Below are 18,222 nucleotides of genomic sequence, written 5' to 3' on the forward strand. Positions count from 1 at the left end.
GCGTTGGTTGAGGGTCATTTTTTCTTGGCCAGGAGTTTTTCAACCGGCAGCTTGGTGATCGCAAAGCCGGCCAGCAGAATCGCCGAATACAGCATAAGGTCGCGGGAAATTTCCACGCCTTCGTACCAGGCACCGATGATCACCGCGAATACCGGGAAGATGATGAAGACAAACGACAGGATGATCGGGCTCAGGCGCTTGAGCAGCATGAAATACACAATAAACCCGCCTACCGAGGCCACCAGCCCGAGGTAGAACAGTGCAGTCCAGGAGCGCAGGGTGATGTCATTGAAGGCTGGCGTTTCAAACCACAGGCCGGCGACGAACAACATCAGCCCGGCGATGCCGATGGGCAGGGTGTTGTAGGTAATCACGCTGATGGCACTGCCTTTCTGCTTGGTAATCACGTAGCACAACGCGTGCATGATCGCGGCGCTCAGTATCGCCAACACCCCGAAGAACTCGGCGTGGTCCAGGTGCAGGCCCTGGCTCTTGATGATCATGTAGAGGCTGCCAAACCCGATACCGATGCCAACGACCTGGGAGAAGTAGATGCGCTCACGCAGGAACAGCGCCGAAAAGATCAGGATGAATACCGGCATGCAGCTGAACAGCAGGGCCGTCAGGCCGGATGACACGTGCATCTCGCCATAGTTGAGCAGGTAGTAGGGAACGCTGAAGTACGACAGGGTCACAAACACAAAGAACCAGCGGCTTTCCCGTGGGAACAGGATCGGCTCGCGACGCACCATGGCAAAACACAGGAACAGCGGAAACGCGATCAGAAAGCGCAGCCCGGCGGATGTCAGCGGCGGCACGCTCTCTACGGCGATCTTGATGCCCAGCCATGTAGTGCCCCAACTCAGGCACACGATCAGAAACATCAAGCTGGTCACCAGCCCGGCGAGCCACTGTTTTTGAGTTTTTGTTTTTGCAGTGTTTTCGAGAACGGCGGACATTGGCATCTTTTATTGCTTCCCTGAGCCGGAATTGAACTCTATATTGAACTTGTAATGAGTTATGTTTATCGGCGATTGAACCCGTAAAAGCACACTATTAGGGCGAAAGATGGCTGTCAAAACAAATATTGACATGGTGTCAATTATGCGTGAGGGCCTGTCCAACGGGCAGGGCGTGAAGTACAAGCGCCTGTCTGATGTGATGGAGCGGGGCATCCTCGAAGGCTTGATTGAGCCGGGACGAAAACTGCCGCCCCATCGGGTGCTGTCCGACAACCTGGGGGTGACCATTGGCACCATCAGCCGGGCCTACGGTGAGTTGGAGCGCCTGGGCTTGGTGGTTGCGCGGGTCGGTGACGGAACCTTCGTGCGCAAGCGTGGGATGGAGCGTCAGCGTGATGAAGGCTTTCGCAATTTCAGCGAGGAGCCGCGCCAGTACTTCGACATGAGTCGCAACATGCACATTCCGGGGCAGGAAACGGTGTTTCTTGCCCAGAGCTTCCAAACGCTGTCGACCAACGCCAAGTTCCTGCAGGACATCAGCGCCTATACCCCCGACGCCGGCTTGCCGCGTTACCGTGAAGCCGGGGCGCAATGGCTGGTGCAGCGCGATTTTCATCCGATTCCAGAGCAGGTCATCTGCGTCAACGGCGGCCAGCACGGTTTGCTGTGCGCGATGATGGCGCTGCTGCGTGCTGGCGATACGGTAGTCACCGAGCAACTGACTTATCCTGGGCTGATTACGGCTGCGCGCATGTTGGGCGTGCGCCTGATTGGCCTGGAAATGGATGAAGAAGGCGTGTTGCCCACGGCGCTGGATGAGGTCTGTCGTAATCACCGCATTTCGGCGTTGTACTGCACGCCGACTATTCAGAATCCCACGACGGCGGTGTTGTCGGTGGCGCGTCGCGAAGCCTTGGCCAAGGTGTGTCGTGAGCACAACCTGCTGATTCTCGAGGACGAAGCCCACGGCGTGCTGGTTGAGGATCGCCCGCCGCCCCTCAGCTATTTCGCGCCTGAGCGTACGATTTTGATCAGCAGTCTGAGCAAAGCGGTGTCGGCAGGGTTGCGGGTAGGCTACGTGCACGCGCCACCGGCACTGGTCAGCCGCATCTCGGCGGCACTGCGCTCGACCTGCTGGATGGCGACGCCTGTGACCCTGGAACTGGCCACCCAGTGGATCGAAAACGGCACGGCGGAATATCTGTTGCGCCAACAAATCAACGAAATCAGCCGCCGCAAGACCTTGGTCGAGGATTTATTGACCGGGCTGGCGTATCGCACCCACCTCAACAGCCCGCATTTCTGGATCGAAGTGCCGGAGCCATGGCGTGCGTCGGAAATCGAGGCAGAGCTCAGGCAGAACAATTACCTGATCGCCACCGCCGAGGCGTTTGCCGTGGGGCAGACGGCGGTGCCGCAGTTTATTCGGGCGAGTATCTGCAATACGTCTGGCGATGATCAGTTACTGCGCGAGGGGTTTGATGCGCTGGCGACGGCGTTGGGGCAGGGGGGGGGGCGGTTTCATCTGTAAATCCGCGTTACCGTTCATCGCAGGCAAGCCAGCTCCCACAGGGGAACGCATTCCAACTGTGGGAGCTGGCTTGCCTGCGATAGCGTCAGATCAGGCGACAGAGATCACTTGAAGCGCCGCTCCACACCCTTCTCAACCAAAATCTTTGCCGAAATCTCTTCCACCGAAAAATGCGTGGAATTGATGTGTGCAATATTCTCGCGACGGAACAGATTTTCCACTTCACGCACTTCGAACTCGCACTGCGCATAGCTGGAGTAGCGGCTGTTGGGCTTGCGTTCGTTACGGATGGCGGTCAGGCGGTCCGGGTCGATGGTCAGGCCGAACAGTTTGTGCGAGTGGGCGCGCAGGGCGGCGGGCAGCGTCAGGTGCTCCATATCGTCTTCTGTCAGCGGGTAGTTGGCCGCACGGATACCGAATTGCATGGCCATGTACAGACAGGTCGGGGTCTTGCCGCAACGCGACACGCCCACCAGGATCAGGTCGGCCTTGTCGTAGTAGTGGGTGCGGGCGCCATCATCGTTGTCGAGGGCAAAGTTCACCGCCTCGATGCGCTCCATATAGTTGGAGTTATGCCCGATGGAATGGGACTTTCCGACAGAGTATGAAGAATGCTCACTCAACTCCTGTTCCAATGGCGCCAGGAAGGTCGAGAAAATGTCGATCATGAAACCATTCGACGTTGCGAGAATCTCACGAATGTCTTGATTGACGATGGTGTCGAAAATGATCGGGCGAAAACCGTCTTTTTCAGCCGCCAGATTGATTTGTTGTACCATGGCCCGCGCTTTATCCACGCTGTCTATATAAGGCCGGGTGAATTTGGCGAAGGTAATGTTTTCGAACTGCGCAAGCAGGCTCTGGCCCAGTGTTTCGGCTGTGATGCCGGTGCCGTCGGAAATAAAGAAAGCAGATCGTTTCATTTGAGCCCTGGGCCTTAAGCTGATGGCGAATCTTGGATATGATAGGCGCGATTTTGCCGTCCCGCAGTGGGCCGCATTCTCACTTATTTTCCAGGTCCAGGCCACAAGCGCTGGCGTTAGCTCCTACTGAGCAACCCGCGTCCTGAGCTTTTCCAACACAGAAAGTGGAGAGATCACCTTGGTAGAGTACGTAGTTTCCCTCGATAAGCTCGGCGTCCATGATGTAGAGCATGTGGGGGGCAAGAACGCATCCCTCGGCGAGATGATCAGTAATCTTGCAGGCGCTGGTGTCTCGGTGCCCGGTGGTTTCGCCACCACGGCCCAGGCTTACCGCGACTTCCTCGAGCTGAGCGGCCTCAACGCCCAGATCCACGCCGCGCTGGATGCCTTGGACGTCGACGACGTCAACGCCCTGGCCAAGACCGGCGCCCAGATCCGTCAGTGGATCATGGAAGCCGAGTTCCCCGAGAAGCTCAACGAAGAAATTCGCACCGCCTTCGCCACCCTGTCCGCCGGCAACCCGGACATGGCTGTCGCCGTACGCTCCTCGGCCACCGCCGAAGACTTGCCGGACGCTTCCTTTGCCGGCCAGCAGGAAACCTTCCTGAATATCCGTGGCGTGGAAAACGTCATTCGCGCGGCCAAGGAAGTATTCGCCTCGCTGTTCAACGACCGCGCTATTTCCTACCGTGTACACCAGGGTTTCGACCACAAGCTGGTGGCCTTGTCTGCTGGTGTGCAGCGCATGGTGCGTTCGGAAACCGGCACTGCTGGCGTGATGTTCACCCTGGACACTGAGTCGGGCTTCCGTGATGTGGTATTCATTACCGGTGCCTACGGCCTGGGCGAAACCGTCGTACAAGGCGCGGTCAACCCTGACGAATTCTACGTGCACAAGCACACCCTTGAGGCCGGCCGCCCGGCCATCCTGCGCCGCAACCTGGGCAGCAAGGCGATCAAGATGATCTACGGCGACGAAGCCAAGGCCGGTCGCTCGGTGAAAACCGTTGACGTCGACAAGGCCGAGCGCGCGCGTTTCTGCCTGACCGATGCTGAAGTCAGCGAACTGGCCAAACAGGCGATGATCATCGAGAAGCACTACAAGTGCCCGATGGACATCGAGTGGGCCAAGGACGGTGACGACGGCAAGCTATATATCGTGCAAGCGCGTCCGGAAACCGTGAAGAGCCGCACTTCGGCCAATGTCATGGAGCGTTACCTGCTCAAGGAAACCGGCACCGTACTGGTGGAAGGCCGTGCCATCGGCCAGCGCATCGGTGCTGGCAAGGTGCGCATCATCAAGGACGTGTCCGAGATGGACAAGGTCCAGCCCGGCGACGTGCTGGTTTCCGACATGACCGACCCGGACTGGGAGCCGGTGATGAAGCGCGCCAGCGCCATTGTCACCAACCGAGGCGGGCGTACTTGCCACGCGGCGATCATCGCCCGTGAACTGGGGATCCCGGCGGTAGTCGGTTGCGGCAACGCCACCCAACTGCTCAAGGAGGGCCAGGGTGTCACCGTGTCTTGCGCCGAAGGCGATACCGGTTTCATCTTCGAAGGTGAGCTGGGCTTCGATATCAAGCAAAATTCCATCGACGCCATGCCCGACCTGCCGTTCAAGATCATGATGAACGTCGGCAACCCGGACCGCGCCTTCGATTTCGCGCAGTTGCCGAACGCCGGTGTGGGCCTGGCCCGCCTGGAGTTCATCATCAATCGCATGATCGGCGTGCACCCAAAGGCCTTGTTGAACTATGACGGCCTGCCGCTGGATATCAAGGAAAGCGTCGACAAGCGCATCGCCGGCTACAACGACCCGGTAGGCTTCTATGTCGAGAAGCTGGTGGAAGGCATCAGTACCCTGGCCGCGGCGTTCTACCCGAAAAAGGTCATCGTGCGCCTGTCGGACTTCAAGTCCAACGAGTACGCCAACCTGATCGGCGGCAAGCTCTACGAGCCGGAAGAAGAAAACCCGATGCTGGGCTTCCGTGGCGCCTCGCGTTACATCAGCGAAGCCTTCCGTGACTGCTTCGAGCTCGAGTGCCGTGCACTCAAGCGCGTGCGCAACGAGATGGGCCTGACCAACGTCGAGATCATGGTGCCATTTGTGCGCACCCTGGGCGAAGCGAGCCAGGTGGTCGACCTGCTCGCCGAAAACGGCCTGACTCGTGGCGAGAACGGCCTGCGCGTGATCATGATGTGCGAGTTGCCGTCCAACGCCATCCTGGCCGAGGAATTCCTGGAGTTCTTCGACGGTTTCTCCATCGGCTCCAACGACCTGACCCAGCTGACCCTGGGCCTGGACCGCGACTCCGGGATCATCGCTCACCTGTTTGACGAGCGTAACCCTGCGGTCAAAAAGCTGCTGGCCAATGCCATCCAGGCGTGTAACAAGGCCGGCAAGTACATTGGTATCTGTGGCCAAGGCCCTTCCGACCACCCTGACCTGGCTAAATGGCTGATGGAGCAGGGCATTGAAAGCGTCTCGCTGAACCCGGACTCTGTGCTGGAAACCTGGTTCTTCCTGGCGGAAGGCCAAGCGTCCGCTTAAAGTCGCAACGTCAAAAGTGCCGGTCACTCGTGAGGGTGACCGGCATTCTTATCTGTACTGGGCGGGAACTCCTTGCGGACGCCGCCCTTTTTTGTGCAAGAGCATTATGCAAAGCAGCAGCAACCTGTTTCCCGTCGCCTTGATCAGCGCTGAACGTCGTGGCGACCTGAGTGAAGACGTCTACCGGCTCAAGCCCGGCAATAGCCCTGATGGCACCGTCGAGCTGGCGGTTACCCGTTTGGGCCTGGCCGATGTCCCGGAAAACCGGGGCACGCCGATTATTTTGTTGCATGGCAGCTTTTCCAATCGGCGCTTCTGGTACTCGCCCAAGGGGATCGGCCTGGGCGCGTACCTGGCGCGCCGGGGTTTTGATGTGTGGATCCCGGAAATGCGCGGCCATGGGCTGTCCAAGCGCAACCATGAGTACGCCAGAAACCGCGTCGCCGATTACGCCCGCTACGATTTGCCGGCCATGGGGGCCTTTGTGCGTGAGCAAAGCGGGCAGGTCCCGCACTGGATCGGGCATTCCCTCGGTGCCACGACCTTGGCTGCGGCCCTGGGCGGGCAACATTTGGGGGCGCCTGAGGTGGCTTCGGTGGCATTGTTCGGCTGCCAGGTCAGCCGCACCCATTGGCCGTTGAAAATTCCACCCGTGGAGTGGGGTACTCGGTTGATCCTCAAGCGCCTTGCCCATGTGTCTGGCCCACGCTTCAAGCGCGGCCCCGAGGATGAGCCGGCGGGAGTGATGATCGAAGCGATGCGCTGGAATGGCCTGTTCGGCCGCTTCGGCGATGCCGAATGTGACTGGTGGAAGGGCTTGGCGCAGATCGATGTGCCGTTGCTCGCGGTCAGCGCGGCGGGCGATCGGCAAGACCCGGACTGGGCGTGTCGCAAGCTCTTCGAGCAGGTCGGCAGCGAGCATCGCCAGTATCTGTGCCTGGGGCGCGAGCAGGGTTTCAGCGAGGACTTCGGGCATGTGCAGATGCTGGTCAGCAAAGCCGCGCAGGCCGAAGTATGGCCATTGGTGGAACGGTGGTTGAACGACCCACTGACACCATTATTCGGGACTCGACCCCAAGTGGCCGCAGCAGTTTGAGCAAACGCTCTACCAAGGGCGTTTCACTCTTGAGTGGTTGCGGCTAAGATATGACGCGCTGGGCGCTTCTGGTCATATTCAGTCGCGCAACGTGTATTGCGTTGCGCTGATGCGGGTCCGATCATGGCGGCTCACCACTGGCAGGCACTTAAAGAATGCCTGTCGCGGCGCGTTTTTCTGATGTACACCGTGGATGTTCGATCTCTTCTTTGACGACAGGAGCTTCTCGATGAACCATTACGTGACCCCCGACCTGTGTGACGCCTACCCGGAACTGGTGCAGGTAGTGGAGCCGATGTTCAGCAACTTCGGTGGCCGAGATTCTTTTGGGGGTGAGATCGTCACCATCAAATGCTTCGAAGATAATTCCCTGGTAAAGGAACAGGCTGACCAGCCGGGCGCTGGCAAAGTGATGGTCGTTGACGGCGGAGGCTCACTGCGCCGCGCGTTGCTGGGCGATCTGATTGCCGATAAAGCTGCGAAAAATGGCTGGGAAGGGCTGGTGATCTATGGTTGCGTCCGGGATGTGGATGTTCTCGCCCAGACCGACTTGGGTGTGCAGGCACTGGCCTCCCACCCGATGAAAACCGACAAGCGTGGCCTCGGTGACCTGAACGTCGTTGTGACGTTCGCGGGTGTGACGTTCCGTCCGGGTGAGTACATCTACGCCGACAATAACGGCGTGATCGTGTCGCCCAGCCCGCTGAAAATGCCTGAATAAACCCAAGGAGTCTGGATGTTCGAGGAAGAGAACGCGCAATGGGGGCTGGTACATGCCCTGGTGCTGGATGGTAAAGGCGGTGCGCGTTCGATTGCCCGGACTGAGCTCGACGATCTGCAGTTGCAACCCCAGGAAAGCCTGTGGCTGCATTGGGATCGCAGCCATCCCCAGACCCAGACCTGGCTGCGCAAATCCAGCGGCCTGAGCGAATTTGCCTGCGACCTGCTGCTGGAGGAGAACACCCGCCCACGGTTGTTGCCGTTGCCCGACGCCGAATTGCTGTTGTTTCTGCGCGGGATCAATCTCAACCCCGGGGCAGAGCCGGAGGACATGGTTTCGGTGCGTATCTTCGCCGCCGCCAATCGTGTGATCTCCCTGCGTTTGCGCCCGTTGCGCGCCACCGATGAGCTATTGGTGCAACTGGCGGACGGCAAAGGCCCAAAAACGGCGTCTGAACTCATCCTTTATATGGCTCAGTACCTGACCAACAAAGTGCAGGATCTGGTTACAGGGTTGTCTGAAATCGTCGATTCCGAGGAAGAAAAACTCGATGCCGACGAACGGTATACCCCAGAGCACGGCAGCGTTTTGCAGATCCGTCGGCGCGCGGCCGGGCTCAAGCGGTTTTTGGCACCACAGCGGGATATTTTTGCCCAGCTGACGCGAATAAAATTGGCATGGTTTTGCGATGACGATGCTGACTATTGGAACGAGTTGCACAACAGTCTGACCCGTTACCTGGAAGAGCTGGAACTGGCCAGAGAGCGCGTGGGGCTTGTGCTTGAGGCCGAAGACCGGCGCTTGAGCCTGCGCATGAACCGCACCATGTATCGCTTCGGGATCATCACCGGGATCTTCTTGCCGATGAGTTTTCTCACCGGTTTGCTCGGTATAAATGTGGGTGGCATTCCGTTCTCCGAGAGCCCCTACGGATTCATGATTGCGTGCCTGTTGATGGTCTCGGTGGCCCTGGGACAATGGTGGCTATTTCGACGATTACGATGGGTTTGAGCTGAATATGACCTGAACGTAAGAAAGGGTCGATGTGACCCGATGAATTTTACCCTCGTCTTTTAAATCACTTGCGAGAGGTCTCTATGCACGATCCGTTCGAACAGTCTTTGCGTGACATGCTCAATGCTTCGCCATCCAACCGTGATGACGATGCTTGCCTGGGTCGCGTATTGAAAACCGCCAACCGTCAGGTCGGTGCGGGTGATCTGTTCGGGCTGCTCGGGCGTTGGTTGCCGGCATTGATGATGGCCCTGAACAACGGTTCGGCCCATGTGTCACCGGTTTCGCGCCGTAAACCTCTTGCTCGCACTGCTGATAAGGCTGATTGAATATGGAACTTGATCTCTGGACCCAGAGCCTGGTCACCGCGATGACCGCATTGTGGACCAAGGTTGCGAATTTCATTCCCAACCTGTTTGGTGCCCTGGTCCTGGTGTTGCTGGGCTTTGTCGTGGCCAAGTTGCTCGACACCCTGTTGTCCAAGCTGCTCGCCAAACTCGGGATGGATCGCCTGATGGCCGGCACCGGTTTGACCAAATTGCTGGGTCGCGCCGGGCTGCAGGTGCCGATTTCTACCTTGATCGGCAAGATCGTCTACTGGTTTGTTCTACTTATTTTTCTGGTTTCTGCAGCGCAATCCCTTGGACTTGAGCGAGTTTCAGCTACGCTCGACATGCTGGCACTGTATTTGCCGAAAGTTTTCGGCGGCGCGCTGGTGTTGCTGGTAGGTGTTTTACTCGCGCAATTGGCCAATGGGCTGGTGCGCGGGGCCGCTGAAGGCGTGGGGTTGGACTACGCGGCAGGCTTGGGGCGAATCGCACAGGGGCTGGTGATCATCATCAGTATTTCCGTCGCGATCAGCCAGTTGGAGGTCAAGACTGACCTGCTGAACCACGTCATTGTGATTGTTTTGATTACCGTTGGTCTGGCCGTTGCACTGGCCATGGGTTTGGGAAGCCGGGAAATTGCCGGTCAGATTCTTGCGGGAATCTATGTGCGTGAGCTATATCAGGTTGGGCAACAAGTGCGTGTGGGCGAGGTTGAAGGGCAGATCGAGGAGATCGGCACGGTCAAGACGACAGTGCTCACCGATGACGGAGAACTGGTTTCGCTGTCCAACCGGATTCTCCTGGAGCAGCAGGTCAGTAGCCGCTAATCCGGCAAACCCTGCTAATGTACGCCGCCGCAAACCCGGGTGACCGGGTTGCAACGGACATTGACCTGACTGCCGGCACGACTTGTTTTGAATAAAGCCCAAACGCTGTCCACGCGCTATGACCCCCGTGAGCTCTCTGATGAGGAGTTGGTCGCGCGCTCGCACACGGAGCTGTTTCACGTAACACGCGCGTACGAAGAATTGATGCGCAGGTATCAACGCACTCTGTTCAACGTTTGTTCAAGGTATTTGGGGAACGATAGAGACGCGGACGATGTCTGTCAGGAAGTGATGCTCAAGGTGCTATATGGCCTGAAGAACTTCGAGGGCAAATCGAAGTTCAAGACCTGGCTGTACAGCATCACGTACAACGAGTGCATCACGCAGTATCGGAAGGAACGGCGAAAGCGTCGCTTGATGGACGCTTTGAGTCTGGACCCCCTTGAGGAGGCGTCTGAAGAAAAGGCGCCGGCACCCGAGGAGAAGGGCGGACTTGATCGCTGGTTGGTGCATGTGAACCCGATTGACCGGGAAATTCTGGTGCTTCGCTTTGTCGCAGAGCTGGAATTCCAGGAAATCGCTGACATCATGCATATGGGCTTGAGTGCTACAAAAATGCGGTACAAACGTGCTCTTGATAAATTACGTGAGAAATTTGCGGGCGAGACTGAAACTTAGTGCGTAGCAAATATCTCTTACGTGTAGGCAAGTTCTGTTAGACTTGTCGCCGAGTTGTCCCCCGGTTTGTGGGACTGCTTTACAATCACCAGATGGGGATTTAACGGATGAAACTGAAAAACACCTTGGGCTTGGCCATTGGTTCTCTTATTGCCGCTACTTCTTTCGGCGTTCTGGCACAAGGCCAAGGCGCAGTTGAAGGCGAGCTGTTCTACAAGAAGCAGTACAACGATAGCGTTAAGCACATCGAAGACGGCTTCAACCCAGGCGCTCGCATTGGTTACTTCCTGACCGACGATCTGTCGTTGAATCTGTCGTACGACAAGACCAACCACACCCGTTCGAACGACGGCACTGGCAACCAGAAGATCAAAGGTGACACTGGCAGCCTCGTTGCTCAGTACCACTTCGGTCAGGCTGGCGTTGATAGCCTGCGTCCATACGTTGAAGGCGGTTTCGGCCACCAGAGCCGTACCAACGTCAAGGCTGACGGCCACAGCGGTCGCGACCAGACCACTTTCGCCACCATCGGTACTGGCGTGAAGTACTACTTCACCAACAACCTGTACGCTCGTGCTGGTGTTGAAGCTGACTACGGTCTGGACAACGGCAAGTGGGACTACTCCGCACTGGTTGGCCTGGGCGTGAACTTCGGCGGTAACGCTGGCGCAGCTGCTCCAGCTCCTACCCCAGCACCAGCTCCAGAGCCAGTTCCAGAGCCAGAAGCTCCGGTTGCTCAGGTTGTTCGTGTTGAGCTGGACGTTAAGTTCGACTTCGACAAGTCGGTTGTTAAGCCTAACAGCTACGGCGACGTGAAAAACCTGGCCGACTTCATGGCTCAGTACCCAGACACCAACGTAGAAGTTGCTGGTCACACTGACTCCGTCGGTCCAGACGCTTACAACCAGAAGCTGTCCCAGCGTCGTGCTGACGCTGTTAAGCAAGTCCTGGTTAAAGATGGCGTAGCTCCTAGCCGCATCACTTCCGTTGGTTACGGTGAGTCCCGCCCAGTTGCTGACAACGCAACTGAAGCTGGCCGCGCTGTTAACCGTCGCGTAGAAGCAGCTGTTGAAGCCACCGCTAAGTAATTAGCCTGGCTTTACAAAAAAACCCGGCTTAGGCCGGGTTTTTTTCGCCTGGAATTTGCCTCAGGCACTGGCCGCCGTCGCCAGGCAAGCCGCCTGCGCAGCACCAGCAACGCTACCAATCACCAGGATAGCCGGGCTTTTCAGGGCGAACGCTTGCGCATCCTCATGCATCCGCGCCAGATCACTGCGGCATTCGCGCTGCTGGGGCAGCGAAGCATTTTCGATCATCGCCACGGGCATGTCCGGGGCCATGCCGCCTTCGAGCAACTGCTGACGAATCTCCTCCAGCTTCGCCACGCCCATGTACACCACCAGTGTGGTTCCACTTTCTGCCAGTGCGCGCCAGTTCAACGCGCTGTCGTCCTGAGTATGAGCAGTGACCAGCGTCACGCCACGGCTCACACCGCGTAACGTCAGGGGGATATCGCAGCTCGTCGCCCCGGCTAACCCCGACGTGATGCCGTTGACCAACTCCACCTCAATGCCACGTTCGCGCAGCCACAGCGCCTCTTCGCCACCGCGACCAAAAATGCACGGGTCGCCGCCCTTGAGCCGCACCACGCATTTGCCCTGGCGGGCATAACGCAGCATCAGGCGATGGATAAAATCCTGGGGCGTGGAGCGGCAGCCACCGCGTTTTCCGACGGTAATCACGCGTGCATCGCCGCAGTGTTCGAGCACGGCCGGGTTGACCAGGTCATCAATCAGCACCACGTCCGCTTCATGCAGGGCTCTGACTGCCTTGAGGGTCAGCAACTCCGGATCACCGGGCCCCGCGCCTACCAGCCACACTTTTGCGCTCATGTTGTACCCCTTACACACTGATGGCGATTGGCTGCGGTTTGCAGGCCAAAAGACGTTTGATTTCCGGCACGCAGGAGCCGCATTGGGTGCCGCAGCCCAGTTCCCGTTTAAGTCCATCCAGGTCCAGGCCACGTCCAACGCCCGCACACACGGCGTTTTCGCTGACGTTCTTGCAGTTACACACAATCTTGTTGCTGGCCGTTGCGGCACCGGGTGGCGCGCTTAAAGGTGCCAACAGCCAGCGTCGCAGTTGCTCGTCGGCGCGGCCTTCCAGCCACAGGCTTTGCAACCAGTGGCGGGCCAGGGTTTCGCCGGCCAGGCGCAGGGCGGTGATACGGCCTTTTTCGATTTTCACGCGCTTGCCGATCGAGCGGCGCGGGTCGTCGTAGGCCATGACCGGACCGTCGTTCAGGCCCAGCAAGTGGTCAATCCGAGTCAACAAATGCAGGTCCGGCGCCTCGGTATGGGCTGCCCGTACCAGCAACGCAGGGCGTTCACGGCCGGCCAGGCTAAGGCTGACGTAGGCAAATTCCTCACACAGCGGGCGCAGCGCTTCGAAATGCTGCTGCACATTGCCCTCGATCAAGGCGAACAGCTGCCACGGCAGTTGCACGGCTTCCAGACGCACCCCGCTGTGCTTGAGTTCAGGCTGTTTGGACAGTGGGTCAAACGCCGGTTGGGTGATCACATTGACGCCGCCCTTGAGAAAGCGGTCGCCCCAATGCATCGGCAGAAATGCCTGGCCGGGCCGTACGCTGTCATCGCTGCTGACAGCGACGATCACGCTGCCGCGACGGCTTTTCAGGCTGACCAGGTCACCTTCCTGGAAGCGGTGGCGGCGAAGCTCGTCCGGGTGCAGGCTCAACAGCGCTTCACTGACATGCCCGAACAACTGTGCGGCCGTGCCGGTGCGGCTCATACCGTGCCACTGGTCACGCAGACGGCCGGTGATCAAGGTCAGGGGGAAGCGCGCGTCCCGTTGTTCCTTGGCCGCGCGGTAAGGGTCGGCCACAAACCGCGCCCGGCCATTGTCGGTGGGGAAGATGCCATCGCTATAAAGGCGCGCTGTGCCTGTCTGTGCGCCTGTGGGAAACGGCCATTGCTGCGGGCCGAGTTGGTCGAGCAGGCCATGGCTGATACCGGACAAGTCGAGGTCACGCCCTTGAGTGAGCCCCTTGAACTCGTCAAACAGCTGCGCCGGCTGTGCAAAGGCGAACAGGCTGGGCAACCCTGGCCGTAGGCGACGCTCCAGGCGCTGTGCGAAATCTACGGTAATTGCCCAGTCCGCCCGCGCCTCTCCCGGTGGGCTGATGGCGCGGCGTACGTGGGAAATACGCCGCTCGGAGTTGGTGACCGTGCCGTCTTTTTCGCCCCAACTGGCGGCAGGCAACAGCAGGTCGGCATAAGTGGCGGTTTCGGTGGTGCGAAAAGCCTCCTGCAACACCACGAACGGGCACGCCGCCAAGGCCGCACGCACGGCGTTCTGGTCGGGCAAGGATTGTGCAGGGTTGGTGCAGGCGATCCACAGGGCCTTGATCTTGCCTGCCTGCATCTGTTCAAACAGTTCGATCGCGGTAAGGCCAGCGGGTGCAGGCAGTTGCTCCACACCCCAATAGGTGGCCACTTCAGCGCGATGTGCCGGGTTGGACGCCTCGCGGTGGCCCGGCAGCAGGTTGGACAGGCTGCCGGTTTCGCGACCGCCCATGGCATTCGGTTGACCGGTCAGGGAAAACGGCCCGCACCCCGGCCTGCCAATGGTGCCCGTGGCCAAGTGCAGGTTGATCAACGCGCTGTTTTTTGCGCTGCCGGCAGTGGATTGGTTGAGGCCCATGCACCATAGCGACAAGAAGCTGCTGGATGTGCCGACCCACTGCGCACATAGGCGCAGTTGTTCGACGCTGATCCCGCACAACTGCGTGACCATCTGCGGCGTGTAGTCATGCACCAGGCGTTTGAGCTCGGCCAGGCCATCGGTGTGGGCCTGGATGAACGCACGATCAATCCAGTCTTCCCACAGCAGCAAATGCAAAATCCCGTGAAACAACGCCACGTCCGTCCCCGGCAAGATTGCCAGGTGCAGGTCAGCCAAATCGCAGGTGTCTGTACGCCGAGGATCAATCACCAGCACTTTCATCTGCGGGCGCTGCGCCTTGGCCTGCTCCAGGCGTCGGAACAATACCGGGTGGGCGTAGGCCATATTGCTGCCGACGATCATCACGCAGTCGCTGTTTTCCAGGTCTTCATAACTGCATGGCGGCGCATCGGCGCCCAGGCTGCGTTTGTAGCCGACCACCGCCGATGACATGCACAGCCGAGAATTGCTGTCGATATTGTTGGTGCCTACCAACGCCCGGGCCAGCTTGTTGAAGCTGTAGTAATCCTCGGTCAATAGTTGCCCCGAGATATAGAACGCCACGCTGTCCGGGCCGTGCTCGGCGATGGTCTCGGCGAACACGTTGGCGGCGTGATCCAGGGCGGTGTCCCAGTCGGTACGGGTACGGGCCAAACCTTTGCCCAGGCGCAACTCCGGATACAGGGCGCGTGCGCTCACGTCGCCGGTCAGGTGCAGGCTGGCGCCTTTGCTGCACAATTTGCCGAAGTTGGCCGGATGGCTCGGATCGCCTTGTACCCCCAGGATCTGCTCGCCGTCATGCTCGATCAGCACGCCGCAGCCCACGCCGCAATAACAGCAGGTGGACGCGGTGGTCTGGCGGTTCATCAACCCGCGTCCCGCAGGGCCAGCATCACCCGGCCGTTTTCTACCCGGGCCTGATGATGGTGGGCGCAGCCGATATCCGGCGCCTGGGCTTCGCCGGACGCCAGGTCAATCTGCCAGTTGTGCAGCGGGCAGGCGACGCGCTTGCCATAGATTAAGCCTTGGGAGAGCGGGCCGCCCTTGTGCGGGCAACGGTCGTCAAGGGCGAAGACTTCGTCGTCACTGGTACGAAAAATCGCGATGTCGCCTTTGGGCCCACTGATGATGCGCGAGCCCAGGGTATTGATTTCATCAAGGGCGCAGATATCCAGCCAGTTCATAGCGACACCTCCAGTTGTTTGACCGGGATAACGTCGAACTCCTTTTTCAGCAGCGGCTGTTCCAGGCGTTCCTTCCACGGGTCCTGTTCGAATGACAGCGAGAACTGCAAACGCTCATTGAGCGCCTGGCGGCGGGCCGGGTCTTCCAGAACGGCCTTCTTGATGTGCTCCATTCCCACCCGTTGCAGGTAGTGCACCGTGCGTTCCAGGTAGAACGCTTCTTCGCGGTACAGCTGCAGAAATGCGCCGTTGTATTCGCGCACTTCATCGGCGGTCTTGAGCTTGACGAAAAACTCCGCGACTTCGGTCTTGATGCCGCCGTTGCCACCGATATACATCTCCCAACCGGAGTCGACACCGATAATTCCCACGTCCTTGATGCCCGCTTCCGAACAGTTGCGTGGGCAACCGGACACCGCCAGCTTGACCTTGTGCGGTGACCACATATTGAACAGGTCATGCTCCAGTTCGATGCCCAGTTGGGTGGAATTCTGCGTGCCGAAACGGCAGAACTCGCTGCCCACGCAGGTTTTCACGGTGCGGATGGATTTGCCGTAGGCATGGCCGGACGGCATGTCCAGGTCCTTCCACACCCCTGGCAAGTCCTGCTTCTTGATGCCGAGCAAGTCGATGCGCTGGCCGCCGGTGACTTTCACCATCGGCACGTTGTACTTGTCGGCCACATCGGCGATGCGGCGCAGCTCCGAAGGATTGGTCACGCCGCCCCACATCCGTGGGACTACAGAGTAGGTGCCGTCTTTCTGAATATTGGCGTGGGCCCGTTCGTTGATCAGTCGTGATTGCGGGTCGTCCTTGGCCTCGCCCGGCCAGGTTGAAATCAGGTAGTAGTTGAGAGCGGGGCGGCAGGTGGCGCAGCCATTGGGGTTACGCCAGTTCAGGTAGCGCATGGTGCTGTCGATAGTCAGCAAGTGCTGCTCGCGGATAGCCTGACGGATCTGCCCGTGATTAAGGTCGCTGCACCCACAGATGGCCTTTTCGCTTTTGGGTTTGACGTCAGCCGCGCCGCCCACGGTGTTGATCAGGATCTGCTCAACCAGCCCGGCACAGGAACCGCAGGAGCTGGCGGCCTTGGTGTGTTTTTTCACCTCATCGACGCTGAACAGCCCTTGTTCCTGGATTGCCTTGACGATGGTGCCTTTGCACACGCCGTTGCAGCCGCAGACTTCGGCGCTGTCGGCCATGCTCATGGCTTTGTCCTGGCCTTGATGGCCCACATCGCCCAAGGCGTTCTCACCGAACATCAGGTGATCGCGGATCTCGCCAATTGCATGGTTCTCACGGATCTGGCGGAAGTACCAACCACCATCCGCGGTATCGCCGTACAGGCACGCACCGACCAGGATGTCGTCCTTGATTACCAGCTTCTTGTATACGCCGCCGATCGGGTCGGAGAGGGTGATGGTCTCGGTGCCTTCACCGCCCATGAAGTCGCCGGCAGAAAAGAGGTCGATGCCGGTCACCTTCAGCTTGGTCGAGGTCACCGAGCCTTTGTAAGTGGCAAAGCCCAGTTGGGCCAAGTGGTTGGCGCAGACCTTGGCCTGTTCGAACAGCGGCGCCACCAGGCCATAGGCGATCCCGCGATGGCTGGCGCATTCGCCGATCGCGTAGATGCGCGGGTCGTAGGTTTGCATCGTGTCGTTGACCAGGATCCCACGGTTGCAGGGGATGCCGGACTTCTCCGCCAGTTCGGTGTTGGGGCGGATACCGGCGGCCATCACCACCAGGTCGGCGGGGATGATGTCGCCATTCTTGAACTGCACCGAGCCGACGCGACCATTGCCGGCATCGTGCAGGGCCTGGGTTTGCTCGCACAGGCGAAACACCAGGCCACGGCTTTCCAGTTCGGTTTGCAGCAACTGGCCGCTGGTCTTGTCCAGTTGGCGTTCCAGCAGCCATTCACCGAGATGCACCACCGTCACGTGCATACCGCGCAGCATCAGGCCGTTGGCCGCTTCCAGGCCGAGCAGGCCACCACCGATCACCACCGCGTGCTTGTGGGTCCTGGCGGTGTCGATCATCGCCTGGGTATCGGCAATGTCGCGGTAGCCAATCACGCCCTGCAAGGTATTGCCGGGAATCGGCAGGATAAACGGCGTAGAACCGGTGGCGATCAGCAGGCGATCGTACTCGGCCTCGGTGCCGTCTTCGGCAATGACTTTGCGCTTGACCCGGTCGATCTGCACCACCTTGCGGTTGAGCAGCAGCTTGACGTTGTTATCCAGGTACCAGTCGAGGTCGTTGAGCACGATCTCTTCGAAGGTTTGCTCACCGGCCAGCACCGGCGACAGCAGGATGCGGTTGTAGTTGGTGTGGGGCTCGGCGCCGAACACGGTGATGTCGTACAGTTCGCTGCTCAGCTTGAGCAATTCTTCAAGGGTGCGAACCCCGGCCATGCCGTTGCCGATCATCACCAGTTTGAGTTTTTTCATGTCGTTCTCCGCAATGGCTCGACAAATCGTGCGCAAACAAAAAAAGGCGTCCCCGCTAGTCAGCTAGCGAGGACGCCTTTGTCCTGGTCCCGTTCTCTCGGGAAGCTCGACCCTTCGACGTTGAAGGGGCGGCTATATGTGGGTTGTTGGAAGACCTAATGCAGCAGCTGTGCCAAGTTACATACCCCCAGTTTTATTGGGCGTTTAAA

15 protein-coding genes are annotated in these 18,222 nt (G+C 59.2%); 9 read left to right on the plus strand and 6 right to left on the minus strand.

Annotated elements, in window-relative coordinates; genetic code table 11:
• Positions 1–14: 14 nt before the first annotated feature.
• Positions 15–959: an EamA family transporter gene (locus E4O98_RS07585; protein ID WP_032879916.1), complete on the minus strand. Its 945-nt coding sequence runs from the start codon at positions 957–959 to the stop codon at positions 15–17.
• A 109-nt stretch (positions 960–1,068) separates the two neighbouring features.
• Between E4O98_RS07585 and E4O98_RS07590 the strand changes: the two genes are divergently transcribed.
• Positions 1,069–2,493, plus strand: coding sequence for a PLP-dependent aminotransferase family protein (locus tag E4O98_RS07590; protein WP_005790387.1), 1,425 nt, complete (start codon positions 1,069–1,071; stop codon positions 2,491–2,493).
• Positions 2,494–2,597: 104 nt separating this feature from the next.
• Here the strand turns inward: E4O98_RS07590 and E4O98_RS07595 are convergent, their stop codons facing one another.
• Positions 2,598–3,416: a pyruvate, water dikinase regulatory protein gene (locus E4O98_RS07595; RefSeq protein WP_003193298.1), complete on the minus strand. Its 819-nt coding sequence runs from the start codon at positions 3,414–3,416 to the stop codon at positions 2,598–2,600.
• Positions 3,417–3,594: 178 nt separating this feature from the next.
• On the opposite strand from E4O98_RS07595, the gene ppsA reads away from it, so the two are divergent.
• From ppsA to E4O98_RS07635, 8 genes are all read left to right on the plus strand, one after another.
• Positions 3,595–5,970 carry a phosphoenolpyruvate synthase gene (gene ppsA, locus E4O98_RS07600; protein WP_005790384.1) on the plus strand — a complete coding sequence of 792 codons (2,376 nt, stop codon included), beginning with the start codon at positions 3,595–3,597 and terminating at the stop codon, positions 5,968–5,970.
• Between the two features lie 106 nt (positions 5,971–6,076).
• Complete coding sequence (locus E4O98_RS07605; protein ID WP_032879918.1) at positions 6,077–7,066, plus strand: alpha/beta fold hydrolase; 990 nt, start codon at positions 6,077–6,079, stop codon at positions 7,064–7,066.
• Positions 7,067–7,295: 229 nt separating this feature from the next.
• Positions 7,296–7,787, plus strand: a complete 492-nt coding sequence (rraA, locus tag E4O98_RS07610; protein ID WP_005790380.1) for a ribonuclease E activity regulator RraA — start codon at positions 7,296–7,298, stop codon at positions 7,785–7,787.
• 15 nt (positions 7,788–7,802) lie between these two features.
• Positions 7,803–8,798, plus strand: a complete 996-nt coding sequence (locus E4O98_RS07615) for a zinc transporter ZntB (RefSeq protein ID WP_005790378.1) — start codon at positions 7,803–7,805, stop codon at positions 8,796–8,798.
• Between the two features lie 86 nt (positions 8,799–8,884).
• The gene (locus E4O98_RS07620) at positions 8,885–9,130 is read left to right on the plus strand and encodes a hypothetical protein (protein WP_005790375.1); all 246 of its coding nucleotides are present in this window, start codon (positions 8,885–8,887) and stop codon (positions 9,128–9,130) included.
• 2 nt (positions 9,131–9,132) lie between these two features.
• Positions 9,133–9,957 (plus strand): mechanosensitive ion channel domain-containing protein, encoded by an 825-nt coding sequence (locus E4O98_RS07625; RefSeq protein ID WP_248134601.1) that lies wholly within the window; start codon positions 9,133–9,135, stop codon positions 9,955–9,957.
• Between the two features lie 87 nt (positions 9,958–10,044).
• Positions 10,045–10,635: an RNA polymerase sigma factor SigX gene (gene sigX, locus E4O98_RS07630; RefSeq protein WP_003193286.1), complete on the plus strand. Its 591-nt coding sequence runs from the start codon at positions 10,045–10,047 to the stop codon at positions 10,633–10,635.
• Between the two features lie 107 nt (positions 10,636–10,742).
• Positions 10,743–11,723 carry an OmpA family protein gene (locus E4O98_RS07635; RefSeq protein ID WP_005790371.1) on the plus strand — a complete coding sequence of 327 codons (981 nt, stop codon included), beginning with the start codon at positions 10,743–10,745 and terminating at the stop codon, positions 11,721–11,723.
• Between the two features lie 60 nt (positions 11,724–11,783).
• On the opposite strand, the gene cobA is transcribed toward E4O98_RS07635, so the two are convergent.
• The 4 genes from cobA to nirB are packed head-to-tail and all read right to left on the minus strand — an operon-like array spanning position 11,784 to position 18,013.
• The gene (cobA, locus tag E4O98_RS07640; protein WP_032879920.1) at positions 11,784–12,527 is read right to left on the minus strand and encodes a uroporphyrinogen-III C-methyltransferase; all 744 of its coding nucleotides are present in this window, start codon (positions 12,525–12,527) and stop codon (positions 11,784–11,786) included.
• A 10-nt stretch (positions 12,528–12,537) separates the two neighbouring features.
• Positions 12,538–15,246: a nitrate reductase gene (locus tag E4O98_RS07645; protein ID WP_248134603.1), complete on the minus strand. Its 2,709-nt coding sequence runs from the start codon at positions 15,244–15,246 to the stop codon at positions 12,538–12,540.
• On the minus strand, positions 15,246–15,563 hold the full coding sequence (gene nirD, locus E4O98_RS07650; protein ID WP_005790365.1) for a nitrite reductase small subunit NirD: 318 nt from the start codon (positions 15,561–15,563) through the stop codon (positions 15,246–15,248). Before nirD ends, E4O98_RS07645 begins: the two co-directional genes overlap by 1 nt.
• Positions 15,560–18,013 carry a nitrite reductase large subunit NirB gene (gene nirB / locus E4O98_RS07655; protein WP_248134605.1) on the minus strand — a complete coding sequence of 818 codons (2,454 nt, stop codon included), beginning with the start codon at positions 18,011–18,013 and terminating at the stop codon, positions 15,560–15,562. The genes nirD and nirB overlap by 4 nt, the downstream gene beginning before the upstream one ends.
• Between the last annotated feature and the right edge of the window lie 209 nt (positions 18,014–18,222).

Origin of the sequence: Pseudomonas sp. W2Jun17, assembly GCF_023127795.1 — a bacterium.
Taxonomy (GTDB): Bacteria; Pseudomonadota; Gammaproteobacteria; order Pseudomonadales; family Pseudomonadaceae; genus Aquipseudomonas; species Aquipseudomonas synxantha_A.